Origin of the sequence: Flavobacterium jumunjinense (genome assembly GCF_021650975.2) — a bacterium.
Classification (GTDB): domain Bacteria; phylum Bacteroidota; class Bacteroidia; order Flavobacteriales; family Flavobacteriaceae; genus Flavobacterium; species Flavobacterium jumunjinense.
In genome coordinates, this window is sequence record NZ_CP091285.1 from 546,197 (window position 1) to 562,405 (window position 16,209).

The window sequence follows — 16,209 nt, forward strand, 5'->3', positions numbered from 1 at the left end:
TTGTACCCCTTTATTATGAAAAAATATATACGAAATGAAAAGGTATAAAAAGAAAAAACCCTTTAAATCATATGATTTAAAGGGTTTTAGTTGATTTTGAGCCGAGCTCTGCGGAGAAAGAGGGATTCGAACCCCCGGACCTGTTACAGTCAACAGTTTTCAAGACTGCCGCATTCGACCACTCTGCCATTTCTCCAGTAATAATCGCTTTACTTCCGTATTGCGAGTGCAAATATAGACGCTTTTTTTTAGTTTCAAAAAGAAATTCGAATAAATTTTAAAATATTTTTACATTAAAAAAACAAATATTTAATAATGAGAACATTAGAGTTTGAAATATATTAAAAAAAATAACGACCCATTGTAGAAATCCACAACAAGATCGTTATTTTATGTTATTTTTTAATAAATCATTATTCTTTTAATGCTGCAATTTTTGCATCTACTTCTAATTCGCTACCTTCAAATACTTTTTCTTCAACAACTTCTTTACCATCGATATTTGATTTAACAACAACTAGAGCTTTAACCAAACCATCATCACCTTTCTGCTTATCAATTTTTATATCAATAATTTTCTTTTCTATAGTATGGTTACAATTTGGTCCATGCACATGTGCTACTTCTCCTCCTTGTAGTATTGCACAATTTGGATTTACACATCCTTTCTTTTCACACTCAGAAATACTTTTCGAATGACATTCAACCAATTCTCCATGCTTATGACAACAAGAACCCGATGTTGTTGCCGCAGAATGACCACCTAATATTGGAGCCACAACTAAACCTATTAAACATGTAAGTTTAATTAATATATTCATTGAAGGCCCAGAAGTATCTTTAAAAGGATCTCCGACAGTATCTCCAGTAACGGCAGCTTTATGTGCATCTGAACCTTTAAAAGTCATCTCTCCATTAATTTCAACACCAGCTTCAAAAGATTTTTTCGCATTATCCCAAGCTCCACCAGCATTATTCTGGAAAATTGCCCAAAGCACACCACTAACAGTAACACCCGCCATATAACCACCTAGCATTTCTGCAATTGCTAATTTCTCCATTCCAAATAACAATGGAACAAAAGCAATTAGCAAAGGAAAACCAATTGTTAACATACCTGGCAACATCATTTCTCTTAAGGCTGCTTTAGTTGAAATATCAACACATTTAGCATAATCTGGCTTCCCAGTACCTTCCATGATCCCTGGAATTTCTTTGAATTGACGACGCACTTCATATACCATATCCATTGCTGCTTTACCAACAGAATTCATTGCTAACGCAGAAAAGACTACAGGTACCATTCCTCCGACAAATAACATCGCTAAAACGGGCGCTTTAAAGATATTAATCCCATCAATTCCTGTAAAAGTAACATAGGCAGCAAACAACGCTAAAGAAGTTAATGCAGCCGAAGCAATTGCAAAACCTTTACCTGTTGCAGCTGTTGTATTTCCAACTGAATCTAAAATATCTGTACGTTCTCTAACAATTGGATCTTGTTCACTCATTTCAGCTATTCCACCTGCATTATCTGCAATTGGTCCGAATGCATCAATCGCTAATTGCATAGCCGTTGTTGCCATCATTGCTGAAGCAGCTAAAGCCACACCATAAAAACCAGCTAAAGCATATGAAGCCCATATTGCTGCGGCAAATATTAATACAGTTGGAAATGTAGAAATCATTCCAGTTGCTAAACCTGCAATTACGTTTGTACCCGCTCCTGTTGATGATTTTTGTACAATTGCCAATACTGGTTTTGTACCTAATCCTGTATAGTATTCTGTAATTGAAGAAATAACTCCTCCAACAACTAACCCAACAATAGTAGCATAAAACACTCTCATTGAAGATATGTCTTTAATCCCCTCTCCAAAGAAACTCATTTTCATTGTTTCTGGTAACATATATTGCACTAAGAAATAACATGAAACAAGTGTTAAAACAATAGAAACCCAGTTTCCAATATTTAAAGCACCTTGAACTAGTTTTTCTTTTGCTTCATTATCTTTAATCTTCACTAGCAATGTACCGATAATAGAGAATATAATTCCAAAACCAGCAATAGCCATAGGCAACAAAATAGGACCAATTCCGCCAAAAACGTCATCAATCTTTCCATCCATATCTTTTATCACGTAGTTACCAAGAACCATAGCTGCTAAAACTGTTGCCACATAAGAACCAAATAAATCAGCGCCCATACCTGCAACATCTCCAACATTATCCCCTACATTATCAGCAATTGTAGCTGGATTACGAGGGTCATCTTCTGGAATACCTGCTTCAACTTTACCAACTAAATCTGCACCAACATCAGCCGCTTTAGTATAAATACCTCCACCTACACGTGCAAACAAAGCAATTGATTCAGCTCCAAGAGAAAAACCTGCTAATGTTTCCAAAACAATGGTCATTTTATCAGTTCCTCCATTTGCCCAATCACCACCCATAAAATAATGGAAAAAGAAAATAAAGAAACCTGTTAAACCCAAAACTGCTAAACCAGCAACCCCAAGTCCCATAACTGTACCACCACCAAAAGAAACTTTTAATGCTTGTGGCAAACTCGTACGAGCTGCTTGTGTAGTTCTTACGTTTGTCTTAGTCGCAATTTTCATCCCCATATTTCCCGCTAATGCAGAAAAAATAGCACCAAAAACAAATGCAACTACAATTAATATGTGTGTAGTAGGCACTAAAAATGAAATCCCTGCAAGCACGATACTTGCTCCTATTACGAAAAATGTTAACAATCTGTATTCTGCTTTTAAGAACGCTAATGCTCCTTCATAAATGTAATCTGAAATTTCTTTCATCTTTCCGTCACCTGCATCTTGTTTTAAAACCCAAGCTCTTTTATACCACATAAAAAGAAGCCCAACCAGCGCCATTGCAATTGGCAAATAAATCATTATTGAATTCATAAATTTTCAGTTGTTTTTTTGTTAAAAATTAGTAATCATCATTAACAAAAATAAACAAAAAAGGCAATATTCCTAATGAATATTGCCTTTTTTACGAATTATACTGAAAATTACTTAATACTAAATAATCCTTCTGGTCTATTTTCTATTTGATCAAAACGTTGTTTACATTTAATATAAATTTCTTTCGCTTCATTTATATCTCCCCAACCTTCAACATCAACTTGTTTATTTTCTAAATCTTTATATACTTGGAAAAAATGCTCAATCTCTTTTAATAAATGAGAGTTCATATCTCCTAAATCATTTAATTTATTCCAAATAGGATCTGAAACTGGTACACAAATCACTTTTTCATCTGGACCTTTATCGTCTGCCATATGAAAAACACCAATAGGTTTTACTTCCATTACACAACCAGGAAAAGTTGGTTCTGTAACCAAAACTAAAACATCTAATGGGTCACCATCAAGAGCAAGTGTTTCAGGTATAAATCCGTAATCTGCTGGATACATCATAGATGAAAACAACATTCTATCGTAACGGATTTTTTTTAAATCAAAATCATATTCATATTTGTTTCTACTTCCTTTTGGAATCTCAATAAGTACATCAAATGTAGTAACTTTATCTGCTGTCATTTTTTATTATATTTTTATAAAGGAGTGCAAAGATAATGAAACATTCGCTATTTCTTGTAGAAGAAACATTTTTTTAATATACCAAAGGTTTCCTGTTTCTTTTTTCTAAATAATAATGCCATAAAAAAAACGAAGCCATTGTTCTATATGGCTTCCATTTATTTGAAACCTCAAGGATTTGCTCATCTGAACTACAGCTATATAACTCTTTAATTGTATTTTTTATCGCAATATCACCTAAAGGAATAACGTTTTCTTTATGTAAAGAAAACATCAAATAGACATCGATAGTCCAATTACCAATTCCTTTAATTTTTATTAATTCCTTTCTAACTTCATCTGAAGATTTCAACGATAAAGTTTGTAAATCGATTTCTTTTTCAAGAATTGCGTTTGAAAGCGCTTTTAAATAGATTACTTTTTGTCTACTAACCGAATTCGCATTCAAGTCTTCACTAGAAGCTTTACTAATTGTTGTTGGAGTTATTTCTCCAAGAAACAATTTCAATCTTAAATAACATGCTTTTGCTGACGCCAAAGAAACTTGCTGTTCCAGAATCAATTTACACAAAGTTTCAAATCCTTCAGGTCTAGTTGAAATGTATGGTTTTTTATATTTATTATACAATTGATCAATTACAGGATCAATTGCTATTAAATATTCAATTGCTTTATCCATTTCTTAGAAATAAAAACCAAATGAAGCCTTAACTCCAAACTTCCTAGCATTAGGCATGTCTAAATAATTCCCTCTCCAAGCAAAATCAATTCTAAGCACCTTAAATATATTACCAACACCTGCGTGATATTCCCAATATAGATCATCTGGAGCTATATAGTTCAACCCAGAAGCGTTAATCATTATATTATTATCTGAAACCCTACCATAAACCCCTTTAACCCCTATAATCTCTCTAAGATTCAATTTTCTTAACAAAGGAATCCTAGAAAACAGTCTTCCATTAAAATGATGTTCAAAATGTAGCGATGCATATTCATCTGCAACAAAATCATAATAATCCAAAAGATTGTATGTGTTTTCAATTATAAAATAGGATTGATTTCCTGGAACAATACCCATTAAACCTAAAGGAACTGTACCAAATATTTTTCCTGTTTCAAAAGTAGTGAACAATCTACCAAACCCACCAACCAAAACTGGTTGCCTATAGTAGAATTGTAGTTTTTGATAATCAAAATCACTATCTAAAACTCCTTTCAGTCCTTGACTATAACTTAGAAACAATCTAGCATAATTGTTGTCAACTTCCATTCTTTCTACACCGTAACCAACTGTCTTTCTATTTGGCGTATATTCTAATTGGAAATTAATTTCAGATTGCTTCACTTCACTTTTCACCTTAGTTTGAGTTAAATCTTCATAATAATCCAAACTAAAATCGTTTGAAGCTGATTTCAATGTTCTATACGACAAATTGGTTTGAAAGGTGAAATTTTTAACAAATTCTATCTCAGCTCCAATATTCGTTAAACTAATATTCGTTAATTGATTATTTACACCACCAGCAAACAATGCAGAAGAAGCAAAACTTCTACCCAACACATCATTTGAAGTAGTTAAACTAACCCCAATTTGCTCAACATCCCTTCTATTTCCAAGAGACAGAATTAATCTATTTTTAGGATTCACCATCCATCTACCTGAAATTCCGTATTTTACCTTATCATCTTTAAAACCATAAGCTGTATATCCTTGAATCCTCCATTTATCATTTGGACCATAATAAGTTCTACCTCCCACTCTAATTCTTTGCCCTTCTACATCATTAAATCCAAAAGTTGAAAAAATTGGACCGTAATCAAAATTACCGATCTGAATATAACCACTTCCAAGTATACTGGCCAAATTATATATTCTCTTAAACTTAGGAACCGTTTGCAAAGTGTCCAACATCTTATAGATCCCGAGTTCATTATTATTCAGACGTTCAAATCTGTTTTCATTCCAAAAATCATCAGGTCTATTAAAAACAGAATTATCATAGAAATTCACTTCTTCTCTATAAAACTTATCTTCTTTAGGTATATTGAATTTATGATTTCTAAAGATACTTGTCCTTTTCCCATAAACCCCTTTAGACTCTTCTTTCTTAGAAAAACTAAAATCCGACATCATATAATCTCTTTTCAACAAGAAAACAGAATCATTCAAAACATCAAATTCTTGTTCAATATAGATTTCTTTAACCCAGTTAATATTTGCACTTTTACTTGCTTCAAGATTTATTTTCTTTATTGCAAAAGTTGAATCATTAACCCAAAAATCACCTTTAAAGGTTAACTCATTCTTTCGTCTCGGATAATAAACAATATTATAACACCACTTATTATCAATATACATACTATCACTTAAAACATAATTATAGACATTGATACCTGTTCTAGACAATGGACTCACAAAATTCTTATCGAAAAATTTTAGATAATTATCATAAATATCATATTCAGCATATAAATCCTTAATAAATGTATTCACTCCATCTCCATCTCCAAAACCAGAATTCTTAGTTGCTTTTAGAATTTCCTTTTCTCTTTTCGCAACATTATCACCATACACCTCACTTAGTCCTTCATTAATAAAAATAGGTAAAAATGATTTTCCTGTAATCTTAGAAGTATCCATATTATTAAAAACAAATTCCATGCCTTTGAATATTTTATTATTCATAAAGGTACTATCGATTGTATTCATGTCGAATTCAACCTTTTCATATTTATCATATTGATATTGATCAAACATCCTAAGACCGTTCTTTCTCTTTCTTTCCCAAATTTTTCGTAATATCACTAAAGCTGGATTGTCTTTCTTCGAAGTCTTACCTGAATAAATAACAACCTCCTTCAACTGAGTTCCTTCCTTTAGAACAATTTTAAGATTCTTATTTAACCCTGGTTTCAATAGAAATTCGTTTTTTTCAAACCCCATAAACGAAACTATTACATGAGTATAGCTTTCTGTAGATTCAAAATAGAAATCTCCATTCTCATCTGTAATCACTCCTTCTTTAGAGTTTTTAAAAATGACATTCGCAAATGGTATTGGCTCATTATACTCGTCTACCACTTTTCCACCAACTTTTGTCTGCGATATCCCTAAAAAAGAGAAAAAGAAGAACAAAATGACAATTTTTTTAATTTCCATATCTTGATAATTCAATAAAGCAAAAAAACTTCATCAATTGGGTGATGAAGTTTCAAATATAGTAAGTTTCTATTTATTTATAAGCAACTTTCTTAACAGCCTTAACAACATCACTTGCATTTGGCAACCATTCTTTCAATAAAGCTGGAGAATAAGGAGCCGGTGTATCTGCTGTAGTGATTCTTTGAATTGGTGCATCTAAATAATCAAATGCTTTTTCTTGAACCATATATGTAATCTCAGATGCAACACTTGCAAAAGGCCATGCCTCTTCCAATATTACTAATCTATTCGTTTTCTTAACAGATGCTAAAATTGTATCATAATCTAAAGGTCTAACTGTTCTTAAATCGATAATTTCGCAAGATATACCTTCTTTAGCCAATTCATCAGCAGCAATAAAAGCTTCTTTAATAATTTTACCGAAAGAAACAATAGTTACATCTGTCCCTTCTCTTTTTACATCTGCAACACCTAAAGGCAAAGTATATTCTCCTTCTGGAACTTCTCCTTTATCCCCATACATTTGTTCAGATTCCATAAAAATAACTGGATCGTTATCACGTATAGCCGATTTCAGAAGTCCTTTAGCATCATAAACATTTGATGGCACAACTACTTTTAAACCAGGACAATTTGCATACCAACTTTCAAAAGCTTGAGAATGTGTAGCCGCTAGCTGACCCGCTGAAGCTGTTGGCCCACGAAAAACAATAGGAATATTAAATTGACCACCAGACATTTGACGCATTTTTGCTGCGTTATTAATAATCTGATCTATTCCCACTAAAGAGAAGTTAAAAGTCATAAATTCAACAATTGGACGATTTCCATTCATTGCAGAACCAACAGCAATACCTGCAAAACCTAACTCAGCAATTGGAGCATCAATAACTCTTTTTGCACCAAATTCATCTAACATACCTTTAGATGCCTTATAAGCCCCATTGTATTCTGCAACTTCTTCACCTATTAAATATATAGACTCATCACGACGCATCTCTTCGCTCATCGCTTCACAAATTGCTTCTCTAAATTGGATTGTTTTCATTCTATCTTTTTTAAATTCAAATTGTAATTTCAATATTCATTAAATTACTGCTTGATATCTTATTTTATTTTTAAGAAAGCAAAAATAGCAAATTTTTGAATTAATACATTATTAATATTTAAAATTCACTTTTCAACTATCAAATATTACTCAACACTATTTTTGATTAAAAATAATGTTTATGCTTTTTATCAACATTAATCACCCTAATACAATCTTCTGTATCTTTCTGAATCCTAACATCTTTAACCCTATCACCTTTTTTCTTAACAGCATTAAAAAATTCTCTTAAAGTACTCGTTTTAGCATCTTTATAGATAACAATTGGCAAATTATACTTACAAAAATGTTTTAGAAAATTATCATAACTCGTTTTACCTTTAGCAACAGATTCAAGAAGACTTTCTAATTTCCCATCATCTGTACCTCCAATTTCCGGACCTTTACTCACTTTTACTGGAGCATTTACATCTTCAGGGGGTGCATCTGGTATGTTTTGAAATGGATTATGAGGGATATCACTTTTATATTTTTCGATTTTTATTTTCTCTTCCTTTTTAGGAACAACAAAGATTTCTTTAACAGTTACATGCTTATAGTCATTATTTACAATTAAGGAAATACTTTTCACCCCAGGAGAAGTAAACATATAAGAGCATTTTTCATCAAACGAATCCACCTTGCCACTTTCCCCAAATCTCCATTCCCAAGATTTTGCACCTTCAGTCCTATCTTCAAAATCAATTTTCTCACCTTCCAAAACATGACTTGCCACACTAAAAACAGGCATTTTAGAATTGTCAATTGCATTTTTCTTCGGCACAATAGTTACTAACTTCTCTATAGAACATTCATTATTAACAATTAACCGAATTAAGTATTCACCTTCTTTCATAAATATATGTCCTACTTTAGATCTAAAAGAAATTTGCGAATTATCACCAAAGTACCATCTCCAAGAATGAGCGTTTTGAGAAACATCAGAAAAGATAATCAATTCACCAACTTCTAATGATGTTGCTTCAACTTTAAACTCTCTTACACGACATTCTTCATCATTATTTAAATTAATAATAATAACAAAACTTGAAAGTAAAAAAACTGATAAAAAAACAAGAACAACTTTAATATCAAAGTAACCCTTTAGTTTCCCAAAAACAAACATACCCATTTACTTGTTTAGATGAATTGTAATTTAAACTCGTCTATGTTAGAGAGTTTTAATTTTCAAAAATAAGAATTTTCTTTTTCATAATTACACTTCGTATCTTATTTATCTTTCTTTCTTACAAAAGTTTAAAAAAGCAACTAACATTTTTTTTTTAAGGAATATTTTATAAAGAAATACTTGCTTTTTTTAATAAAAACTCATACTATTGTAGTTAGTTTTAAACTAAAAATGAGACAATAAAAATGAGACTAATTGCTTTTCTTTTCATTTCGTCTTTATTAATTAGTTGTGGCTCTAAAAAGAACACAAGCATTTATAATGACGAAAGTATTAATCCCGAATCTCCCGAAAACACCAGCAATTATGTTGTTTATGAGCCTGTACGAGAAGAAGACAAAGTCTATTTTGCAAACAAGCTAGGCGTAAACAAGAGTGAAATTTTAAATGGTAAACTCTACTCATTCATTAAAGAATGGGAAGGAACTAGGTATGTTTATGGAGGAGAAACAAAGGCAGGCATTGATTGTTCTGCCCTAATGCAACATTTATTTAAAAGAGTCTACAACTGTGTTCTACCAAGAACAGCGGAAGAGATGGGACTAAATGAAAAATTTGACTTATTTAAATCTACCAAACACCTACAGGAAGGTGATTTAGTATTTTTTAGAATTAATAACGACAGAATGATTACACATGTAGGAATTTACCTAAAAAATAATAAATTTTTCAATGCTAATTTATCTGGTGGCGCTTCAATTTCTGATTTAAAAAACAGTTACTGGAAAAAGTTCTATGTAGTATCTGGTAGATTAAAAACTCCAGCAAGCAAATGACAGAAGAACAATATTTCATAGACAATCAGAAGAAACTAACTACTTTTGACTTGAGAGTTGAGTTACTTTTAGAATCCTTACTAAAAAACAATGTAGATGATTTAAATATCGTATTAAACACTAAAGGTCTTTTCTATAGAAAATTTAGCAAAGACAAAATGCATTTATCGAATGATTCTATAGACAAAGAAATTTTAAACATTGAGATTAGTCGTGATGGATTTTATGATGTTCTGCCCGAAAGCATTTCTCATAACTTCAGAAACTCGAATCATTCAAACGATGTTGTTGCTGAATTTAAAGCAAGACGAAAAGAAGAAAAAGAGGCTAGGCATTTTTTTAATCCGATTGAAAACGAGCTTTTTAGATTTAGACATTCAATAGAGAAAAATGAGTCTGAATTCTTTTCAAATTTAAGCGCAAACGGAATTGTAGACATTATAAAAACAATTTTAGTTTTTAAAGAAAACATTCCTGATGAACTTGTGGTTAAAATGTTCTATGCTGTTTTACAACAGAAAGACAATGCTAATCAAAACATAAGTAGTATTGTTACTACTTTAGAACAAATACTTGAAGAAAAAATAACATATAAAACCGAAAATATAAAACTAGAAAGCCTTGTTGACAATGTTGAGAAATCTAACGATTTCATTATGGGAATCAACACTACATTAGAAAGCAATGAGGAAATTTATCTAAAAAAATACATTTTTACAATTGGTCCACTGAAAAATTCAGAGAATTTAAATCTTTACTTTAAAAATGAAGTTATGGATTCTTTTTTAAATAACTTTTTTAATTTATTTTTACCCTTTCATGTTCAGTTTGATTTTGAGCTAATTTTAAATAAAGAAGATGAGCTTTTTTCAATGGACGACAAACAATATAAATCAAGACTAGGAATATCAACTTTACTATAAATGAGAAAGTACTTAAATCAAGTTAACGGAGGTGAAGAACTAATATATTTATTATTAATTCTTTCATTCGGCTTAATAATTAGCATATTAATTGGAACTAAAATTCCAAAATTCAAACAATCAAAGAAAAAATATTTTATCTATGTTTTAATACAATCTTTGTTGTTTGCTATATTTTCAATTATTCTTTACAATTTAAAAGAGACAACACTTAATCAACGTTTCATATCTCTACAGGTCTACATGGGTATTGCTGGAATATTTCATTTGAAGTTTTTCCACGATTACTTTAAGAAATTCGAATTTGAGAAGTTTCTTGGAGAAGTTGTGATTGCAATAAATACTGTTGTTTTTATAGCGGCATTTGCTGTTGTAACTACTAAATATTTTGGTGAGAATAGTTTTGTTTTCTATGTATTAACCACTCTATTATTTTTTATATTACCAACATTATGTTTCAAACTATTTGAATATTCAATTTCAATACCTGTTAAGCTACATAAAAGATGGTTTTACCCAATGAATGACAGATATCCTTCACCAAAAATTTCTGAGATGAAAAATATAATCATCTTAAACTTGGTTTTTCAGAAAAAAGCGAACGATGACCAAATAATCAATTTTAAAGTTAAAGCACCTAGAGCAATCGATTTTGGTAGACTTTTTTATTACTTCATTAATGATTACAACGAAAAGAACCCTAATAGTCAGATTAATTTTGTTGATGAAAAGAACCAACCTTATGGATGGTATTTTTATACTAAACCAAAATGGTTCAGCTCATCTGAATATATAGACCCCGAATTAGCAATCGATACAAACAACATAATAGACGGAGCAACAATTATTTGTCAACGCATATAAACAAACTATGGCAGAAAATATCAAACATTTTCCAGTGAATTGGATTGATGGAATGAAAATCAACAAAAATCATTTCATTGAATTACAAGACAACATTGAAGATTTAATTAGAGATGCTAGAAATCTAGAAGTAAATGAGTTAAATTATGGACTCCTACCAACACTTTTAAGCAGACCTTTTAACTATACAATTTCTATTGATACTCATAACGAATTGAGTGTTACTATCAAAATGCTAAAGGCTATAACACCTGCTGGAGGAAGAATAGAAATTACAGATTTAACAGGTGAGTTTTCTGAAAAAATAGAATTGAAAGATTTGAATAATAAAGAGACTAACTTCTTTTTATTACTAAATGTAGATCCATACTCAAGAGTTCCTTCTGGAGAACAAAACATGGAAGAAGTGCCACCAAGGTTTCCACATGCGCTTTCAAAATACACTTTAACTTGTGTTGCTGAAACAGAAGTAAATCAGAATAATATAGGCGCTCTACAGTTCCCAATTGCAAAATTCAAGTCTAACGGAGATAGTTACGAAGTAATGACAAGCTATATACCTCCAAGTTTAACATTAAATAGCCATCCAAGCTTGGTGAATTTATTTGAAACTTATGACTTATTTTTCAAGCAATTAGAGTTTTATTCCATTCAAATAAATCGTAAAATAAAGTTCAGAACCAATAATGAAGACGAAAACATGATTGCCAATATGGTATTTGATGTTTGCGATAAAGCATTACGTTTTGTTGAACTTCAGATTACTAGAAACAAATGGACTAATTACAACTTAAAACCTATTGAATTACTTGATAATATTGTATCCTTTAGCCGTTCATTAAAGAATAGTTTTGATTATTTTTCAGGAGATGGAAAAGAAATGTTATTCAATTATTTTTCTGAATGGACAGACATTTCTAGTGGTGATTATGAAAGACTTTTTACAGACACTATCAATGTTAAATATAATGCATACGATATTGAACCTGTAGTTTTACAAATTAGAGATTTTGCATTAAAAATGGATCAGTTATTCTCCGTCCTTAACCAATTAGATTATATTGGTAAAAAACGTGATGCGGGAATATTTGTAAACGAAAACATATTGAAAAACGACAGAAAATCAAGTAGTATTTTTGGGAATGATAACGAAGATAGAGATACACCTCCTTCGTCTCCAACATTTTTAGCAGACTAACAAACAATTTATAGACTTTTTAAACAAACAGATATATCATGGATATTTTAAATAAGAAAGAACGATTCAATGCGTTCATGTTATTTTTAGTAATGTTTTTTATTACAACAGGTGTTTTAATAACAGCGATATTTTTCAATTTCAAGTTACCTCTAAAAGAGAATGAAGTTCTTAAAAAAGAGAATGATAAAATGAATGCTCAATTTACATTCAACAAAGAATTTTCAGAAAAAATTGAAGAAATTGGAAAACTTATCGATTCTTTAGACAAAGCTCCAGAAAGTTTTCAATTCATTTCGCAATCTATAAACTATGAATTAGTAGAATTAAAAGAAAAAATTCCTAATGATAGTGTTGTGAACCCTGCTTTATATGAAAATTTCATTATTACTACCAGCGAATATGTTAACACAAAGAAGAAATTATTTTTAATAAATGATTCTAAAAAAGAAGTAGATGATTTAAAAGATGATTTAAAAGAATTGCAAGCTGAAAATAAAGACTTAGCGAACAAGCTTCAAATGTGTGAAATTGTTAGTAAAATGAATAAATAAAAAAATGTCTGAAACAACATCTCAAATAATTCATATTGCAAAACAATATGCAAAAGAAAATTTTAATTCTAAATATTATGCTGCGCACATACTGAAAGCGCTTTTAAATCAACAATTTGATTTTTTAAAAGAATTAGACGCTAAAGGTATCGATGTCTTCTATTTAGATGAATGGGCTGATATTAGAATTAGTGAATATCAAAAAGCAAATAAACATTCGGATTCTCCAGAAGCCGATTCTAGTGCAATAATAGTATTAGAAGAAGCTGAAAACATTGAAAAAAATTCTGGAATTGATTCTGAGTTTGCATGTCTCCTAAGTGCATTATTAACACCAGGAGTTGGTTTCTCTCATGATCAATTAAAATCATTACCTGTTAGTCCAACAAGTATCATAGAATTATATCAATCTGGCGGAAAAATAGTAAATCCATCAATTGATTTATCAAACCCTGCTACAACCACTTCAAAAGGTTCGAATGCAGTTTCTAAATATTGTTTTGATCGATTAAAAACAATTAAAAAAAATGATACACATGCAATAATTGGTAGAGACGAAGAGTTAAAAACAATTACAGAAATATTAAACAGGAAACTAAAACCACACGTAATCATTACAGGTGAACCGGGCGTTGGAAAAACCGCATTAGTAGATGGATTCTGTAAAAAAATAGCATCAAAAACAATTTTAAATGCTTTTGACAATGCTACAATATTCGAAATAAATATTGGAGCACTTTTTGCGGGTGCTTCCTACAAAGGAGAAGTAGAAGACCGTCTTCAAAAAATTTTTAATGAGTTAAAAGATTTTGAAAAACCTATACTTTTCATTGATGATATTCATGAACTTTTTGACTCAAATCAAGGTTCTGGAATTGCAAGTATTATAAAATCTGAATTATCTAAAGGCATTATTACTTTTATTGGCGCGACAACGCAAGAAAAGTTTAGAAAAACATTAGCAAAAGATGATGCTTTATCAAGAAGATTTGAAACATTAGAAATTAACGAACCAAATGAAGAGCTTGCATTTAGAATGATAACAAGTATTATTCATTCGTATCAAGATCATCATAGTTTCACTATAGACGATGAGAATCAAAAAGAGGCTATTCGACTTGCAAAACGCTATTTAAAAGAAAAATCACTACCCGATTCTGCATTAGACTTAATCGATAGAACAATGTCTTCGTTGAAAGTTGCGAAAGAAACAATCAAAAAGGAAATTCCTGATTTAAAAATTCAACTCGAAGTCTTAAAAAAAGAAGAAGACAGGGAAGATAGAGACGAGAAAATTCAATGGTTATTTACAGATATTCTTCAAAAAACTGGAAAATTATTAAATGAAACAGATCAGAGTAATATCCAATTTAAAACCATAGAAGAGAAAGAAGAAAAAATAAATTTCATTGCTAATCTATTACAAGAACTTGAGAAGCTTGAAGAGCAAGAAAACACAGTTTTAGGAACTCATTTATCTATAGTTGTATCTGATATTACAGGAATTCCAGCTGGAAAAGTAAAATCTGATGAAAGAGAACGATTATTAGATATTGAAAAGACCTTAAAAAAGAGAGTTATTGGTCAGGATCATGCTGTTAAAGTGGTAGCAGATGCTATTATGGAATCGCGTTCAGGACTAACTAAACCAGGACAACCAATTGGATCCTTCTTTTTCTTAGGACCAACAGGAACAGGAAAAACAGAATTAGCTAAATCACTTGCAGATTTTCTATTTGGTGATGAAAATGCTATTATCCGACTAGACATGTCTGAGTTTAAGGAAGAACACTCTGCTGCTTTATTATATGGAGCACCTCCAGGTTATGTAGGTTATGAAGAAGGTGGTTTATTGGTTAACAAAATTAGACAAAAACCCTATTCTATTGTTCTATTTGATGAAATTGAGAAAGCACACAAATCTGTTTTTGATGTTTTTCTTCAAATATTAGATGAAGGTAAATTACATGACCGTTTAGGTAAAGAAGGAGATTTTTCAAACTCAGTAGTTTTATTTACTTCAAATATTGGTTCTGATTATATTGTAAAATCATTTGAAAAAGACATTATTCCAAAATCAAATGATTTAATTCAGTTAATGACTGGATATTTTCGACCTGAATTTTTAGGACGTTTAACCGAAATAATACCTTTTGCACCAATTAACGTTAAGAGTGTTGCAAAAATTTTCGATATACATCTTAAAAAAGAACTTCTTCAATTATTAGAAAAGCTAGAAATTACGCTAGAAATTACTGAGGAAGACAAAGAGAAAATTTCATTACTTGGTTTTAGTCCAGAATATGGAGCGAGACCAATTAAAGGTACAATTAGAAACAAACTGAAAAGACCACTTTCAAGAATGATAATTGCCAACGAAGTAGTTAAAGGAAGTAAAGTTACAGTTAGCCTAAGCAATGAAGAAGAAATAAATTTCACTATCACTAATGAAGGATCTTTACTATAAAATACCTTTCGACTACAAAAAGTTAAGCAACGGAGAAGACACTACTAAGGTGACTATTGAAGAATCTTTAGCGCAATTTATTTCTGTGATTATTTCTACTATTTTTGGAGAATATAAGTATGACGAAGAGTTTGGAACAATAATTTGGGACACCGATTTCAACTTATTAGCCAATCCAAACAAGTTAAAGGATATGATTAAAGAATCTATTCATGAAAAAGTAAATCAATACGAAAAAAGGTTAACTGTTACTGAAGTTACACTTGGTGTTAATGAAAACACATTGAGTTATGAAACAAACATTCGAGTAAAAAAGAGATTAGATATTACTGTTTATGGTGTTATTAAAAACACCAATGAGCCTTATTATTTTAAAAGCTCTTACTATTTAGCTCCATTTTCATTTAAATAAAA

General features: G+C 30.7%; 13 protein-coding genes and 1 tRNA gene. 7 read left to right on the forward strand and 7 right to left on the reverse strand.

The genetic code is table 11. The features are described from left to right. Window positions 1–111: 111 nt before the first annotated feature. The 7 genes from L2Z92_RS02740 to L2Z92_RS02770 all read right to left on the reverse strand — a co-directional run bounded on the left by L2Z92_RS02740 (window position 112) and on the right by L2Z92_RS02770 (window position 8,956). Window positions 112–196, reverse strand: a tRNA-Ser gene (locus tag L2Z92_RS02740). Between the two features lie 217 nt (window positions 197–413). Beyond that, window positions 414–2,930 (reverse strand): sodium-translocating pyrophosphatase, encoded by a 2,517-nt coding sequence (locus tag L2Z92_RS02745; RefSeq protein WP_236457318.1) that lies wholly within the window; start codon window positions 2,928–2,930, stop codon window positions 414–416. Between the two features lie 110 nt (window positions 2,931–3,040). Continuing rightward, the gene (locus L2Z92_RS02750) at window positions 3,041–3,571 is read right to left on the reverse strand and encodes an inorganic diphosphatase (protein ID WP_236457319.1); all 531 of its coding nucleotides are present in this window, start codon (window positions 3,569–3,571) and stop codon (window positions 3,041–3,043) included. A 73-nt stretch (window positions 3,572–3,644) separates the two neighbouring features. Then, window positions 3,645–4,250 carry a DNA-3-methyladenine glycosylase family protein gene (locus tag L2Z92_RS02755; protein ID WP_236457320.1) on the reverse strand — a complete coding sequence of 202 codons (606 nt, stop codon included), beginning with the start codon at window positions 4,248–4,250 and terminating at the stop codon, window positions 3,645–3,647. A 3-nt stretch (window positions 4,251–4,253) separates the two neighbouring features. Further along, the gene (locus L2Z92_RS02760) at window positions 4,254–6,734 is read right to left on the reverse strand and encodes a DUF5686 and carboxypeptidase-like regulatory domain-containing protein (protein ID WP_236457321.1); all 2,481 of its coding nucleotides are present in this window, start codon (window positions 6,732–6,734) and stop codon (window positions 4,254–4,256) included. Window positions 6,735–6,807: 73 nt separating this feature from the next. Next, complete coding sequence (locus L2Z92_RS02765) at window positions 6,808–7,785, reverse strand: pyruvate dehydrogenase complex E1 component subunit beta (protein ID WP_236457322.1); 978 nt, start codon at window positions 7,783–7,785, stop codon at window positions 6,808–6,810. Between the two features lie 166 nt (window positions 7,786–7,951). Further along, window positions 7,952–8,956: a PKD domain-containing protein gene (locus L2Z92_RS02770; protein WP_236457323.1), complete on the reverse strand. Its 1,005-nt coding sequence runs from the start codon at window positions 8,954–8,956 to the stop codon at window positions 7,952–7,954. Between the two features lie 242 nt (window positions 8,957–9,198). On the opposite strand from L2Z92_RS02770, the gene L2Z92_RS02775 reads away from it, so the two are divergent. Genes L2Z92_RS02775 through L2Z92_RS02805 form a run of 7 tightly spaced genes read left to right on the forward strand, consistent with a single transcriptional unit; the run spans window position 9,199 to window position 16,207 of the window. Continuing rightward, on the forward strand, window positions 9,199–9,789 hold the full coding sequence (locus tag L2Z92_RS02775) for a C40 family peptidase (protein WP_236457324.1): 591 nt from the start codon (window positions 9,199–9,201) through the stop codon (window positions 9,787–9,789). Next, window positions 9,786–10,712, forward strand: a complete 927-nt coding sequence (locus L2Z92_RS02780; protein WP_236457325.1) for a hypothetical protein — start codon at window positions 9,786–9,788, stop codon at window positions 10,710–10,712. Before L2Z92_RS02775 ends, L2Z92_RS02780 begins: the two co-directional genes overlap by 4 nt. Further along, window positions 10,713–11,576, forward strand: coding sequence for a TssN family type VI secretion system protein (locus tag L2Z92_RS02785; protein WP_236457326.1), 864 nt, complete (start codon window positions 10,713–10,715; stop codon window positions 11,574–11,576). A gap of 7 nt (window positions 11,577–11,583) precedes the next feature. Continuing rightward, the gene (locus tag L2Z92_RS02790) at window positions 11,584–12,774 is read left to right on the forward strand and encodes a hypothetical protein (protein ID WP_236457327.1); all 1,191 of its coding nucleotides are present in this window, start codon (window positions 11,584–11,586) and stop codon (window positions 12,772–12,774) included. Window positions 12,775–12,812: 38 nt separating this feature from the next. Further along, window positions 12,813–13,328: a type VI secretion system TssO gene (tssO, locus tag L2Z92_RS02795; protein ID WP_236457328.1), complete on the forward strand. Its 516-nt coding sequence runs from the start codon at window positions 12,813–12,815 to the stop codon at window positions 13,326–13,328. Between the two features lie 4 nt (window positions 13,329–13,332). Beyond that, entirely contained in the window at window positions 13,333–15,795 is a 2,463-nt protein-coding gene (locus tag L2Z92_RS02800) for an AAA family ATPase (RefSeq protein ID WP_236457329.1), read from the forward strand. After that, window positions 15,776–16,207 (forward strand): GPW/gp25 family protein, encoded by a 432-nt coding sequence (locus L2Z92_RS02805; RefSeq protein ID WP_236457330.1) that lies wholly within the window; start codon window positions 15,776–15,778, stop codon window positions 16,205–16,207. The genes L2Z92_RS02800 and L2Z92_RS02805 overlap by 20 nt, the downstream gene beginning before the upstream one ends. Window positions 16,208–16,209 lie beyond the last annotated feature (2 nt).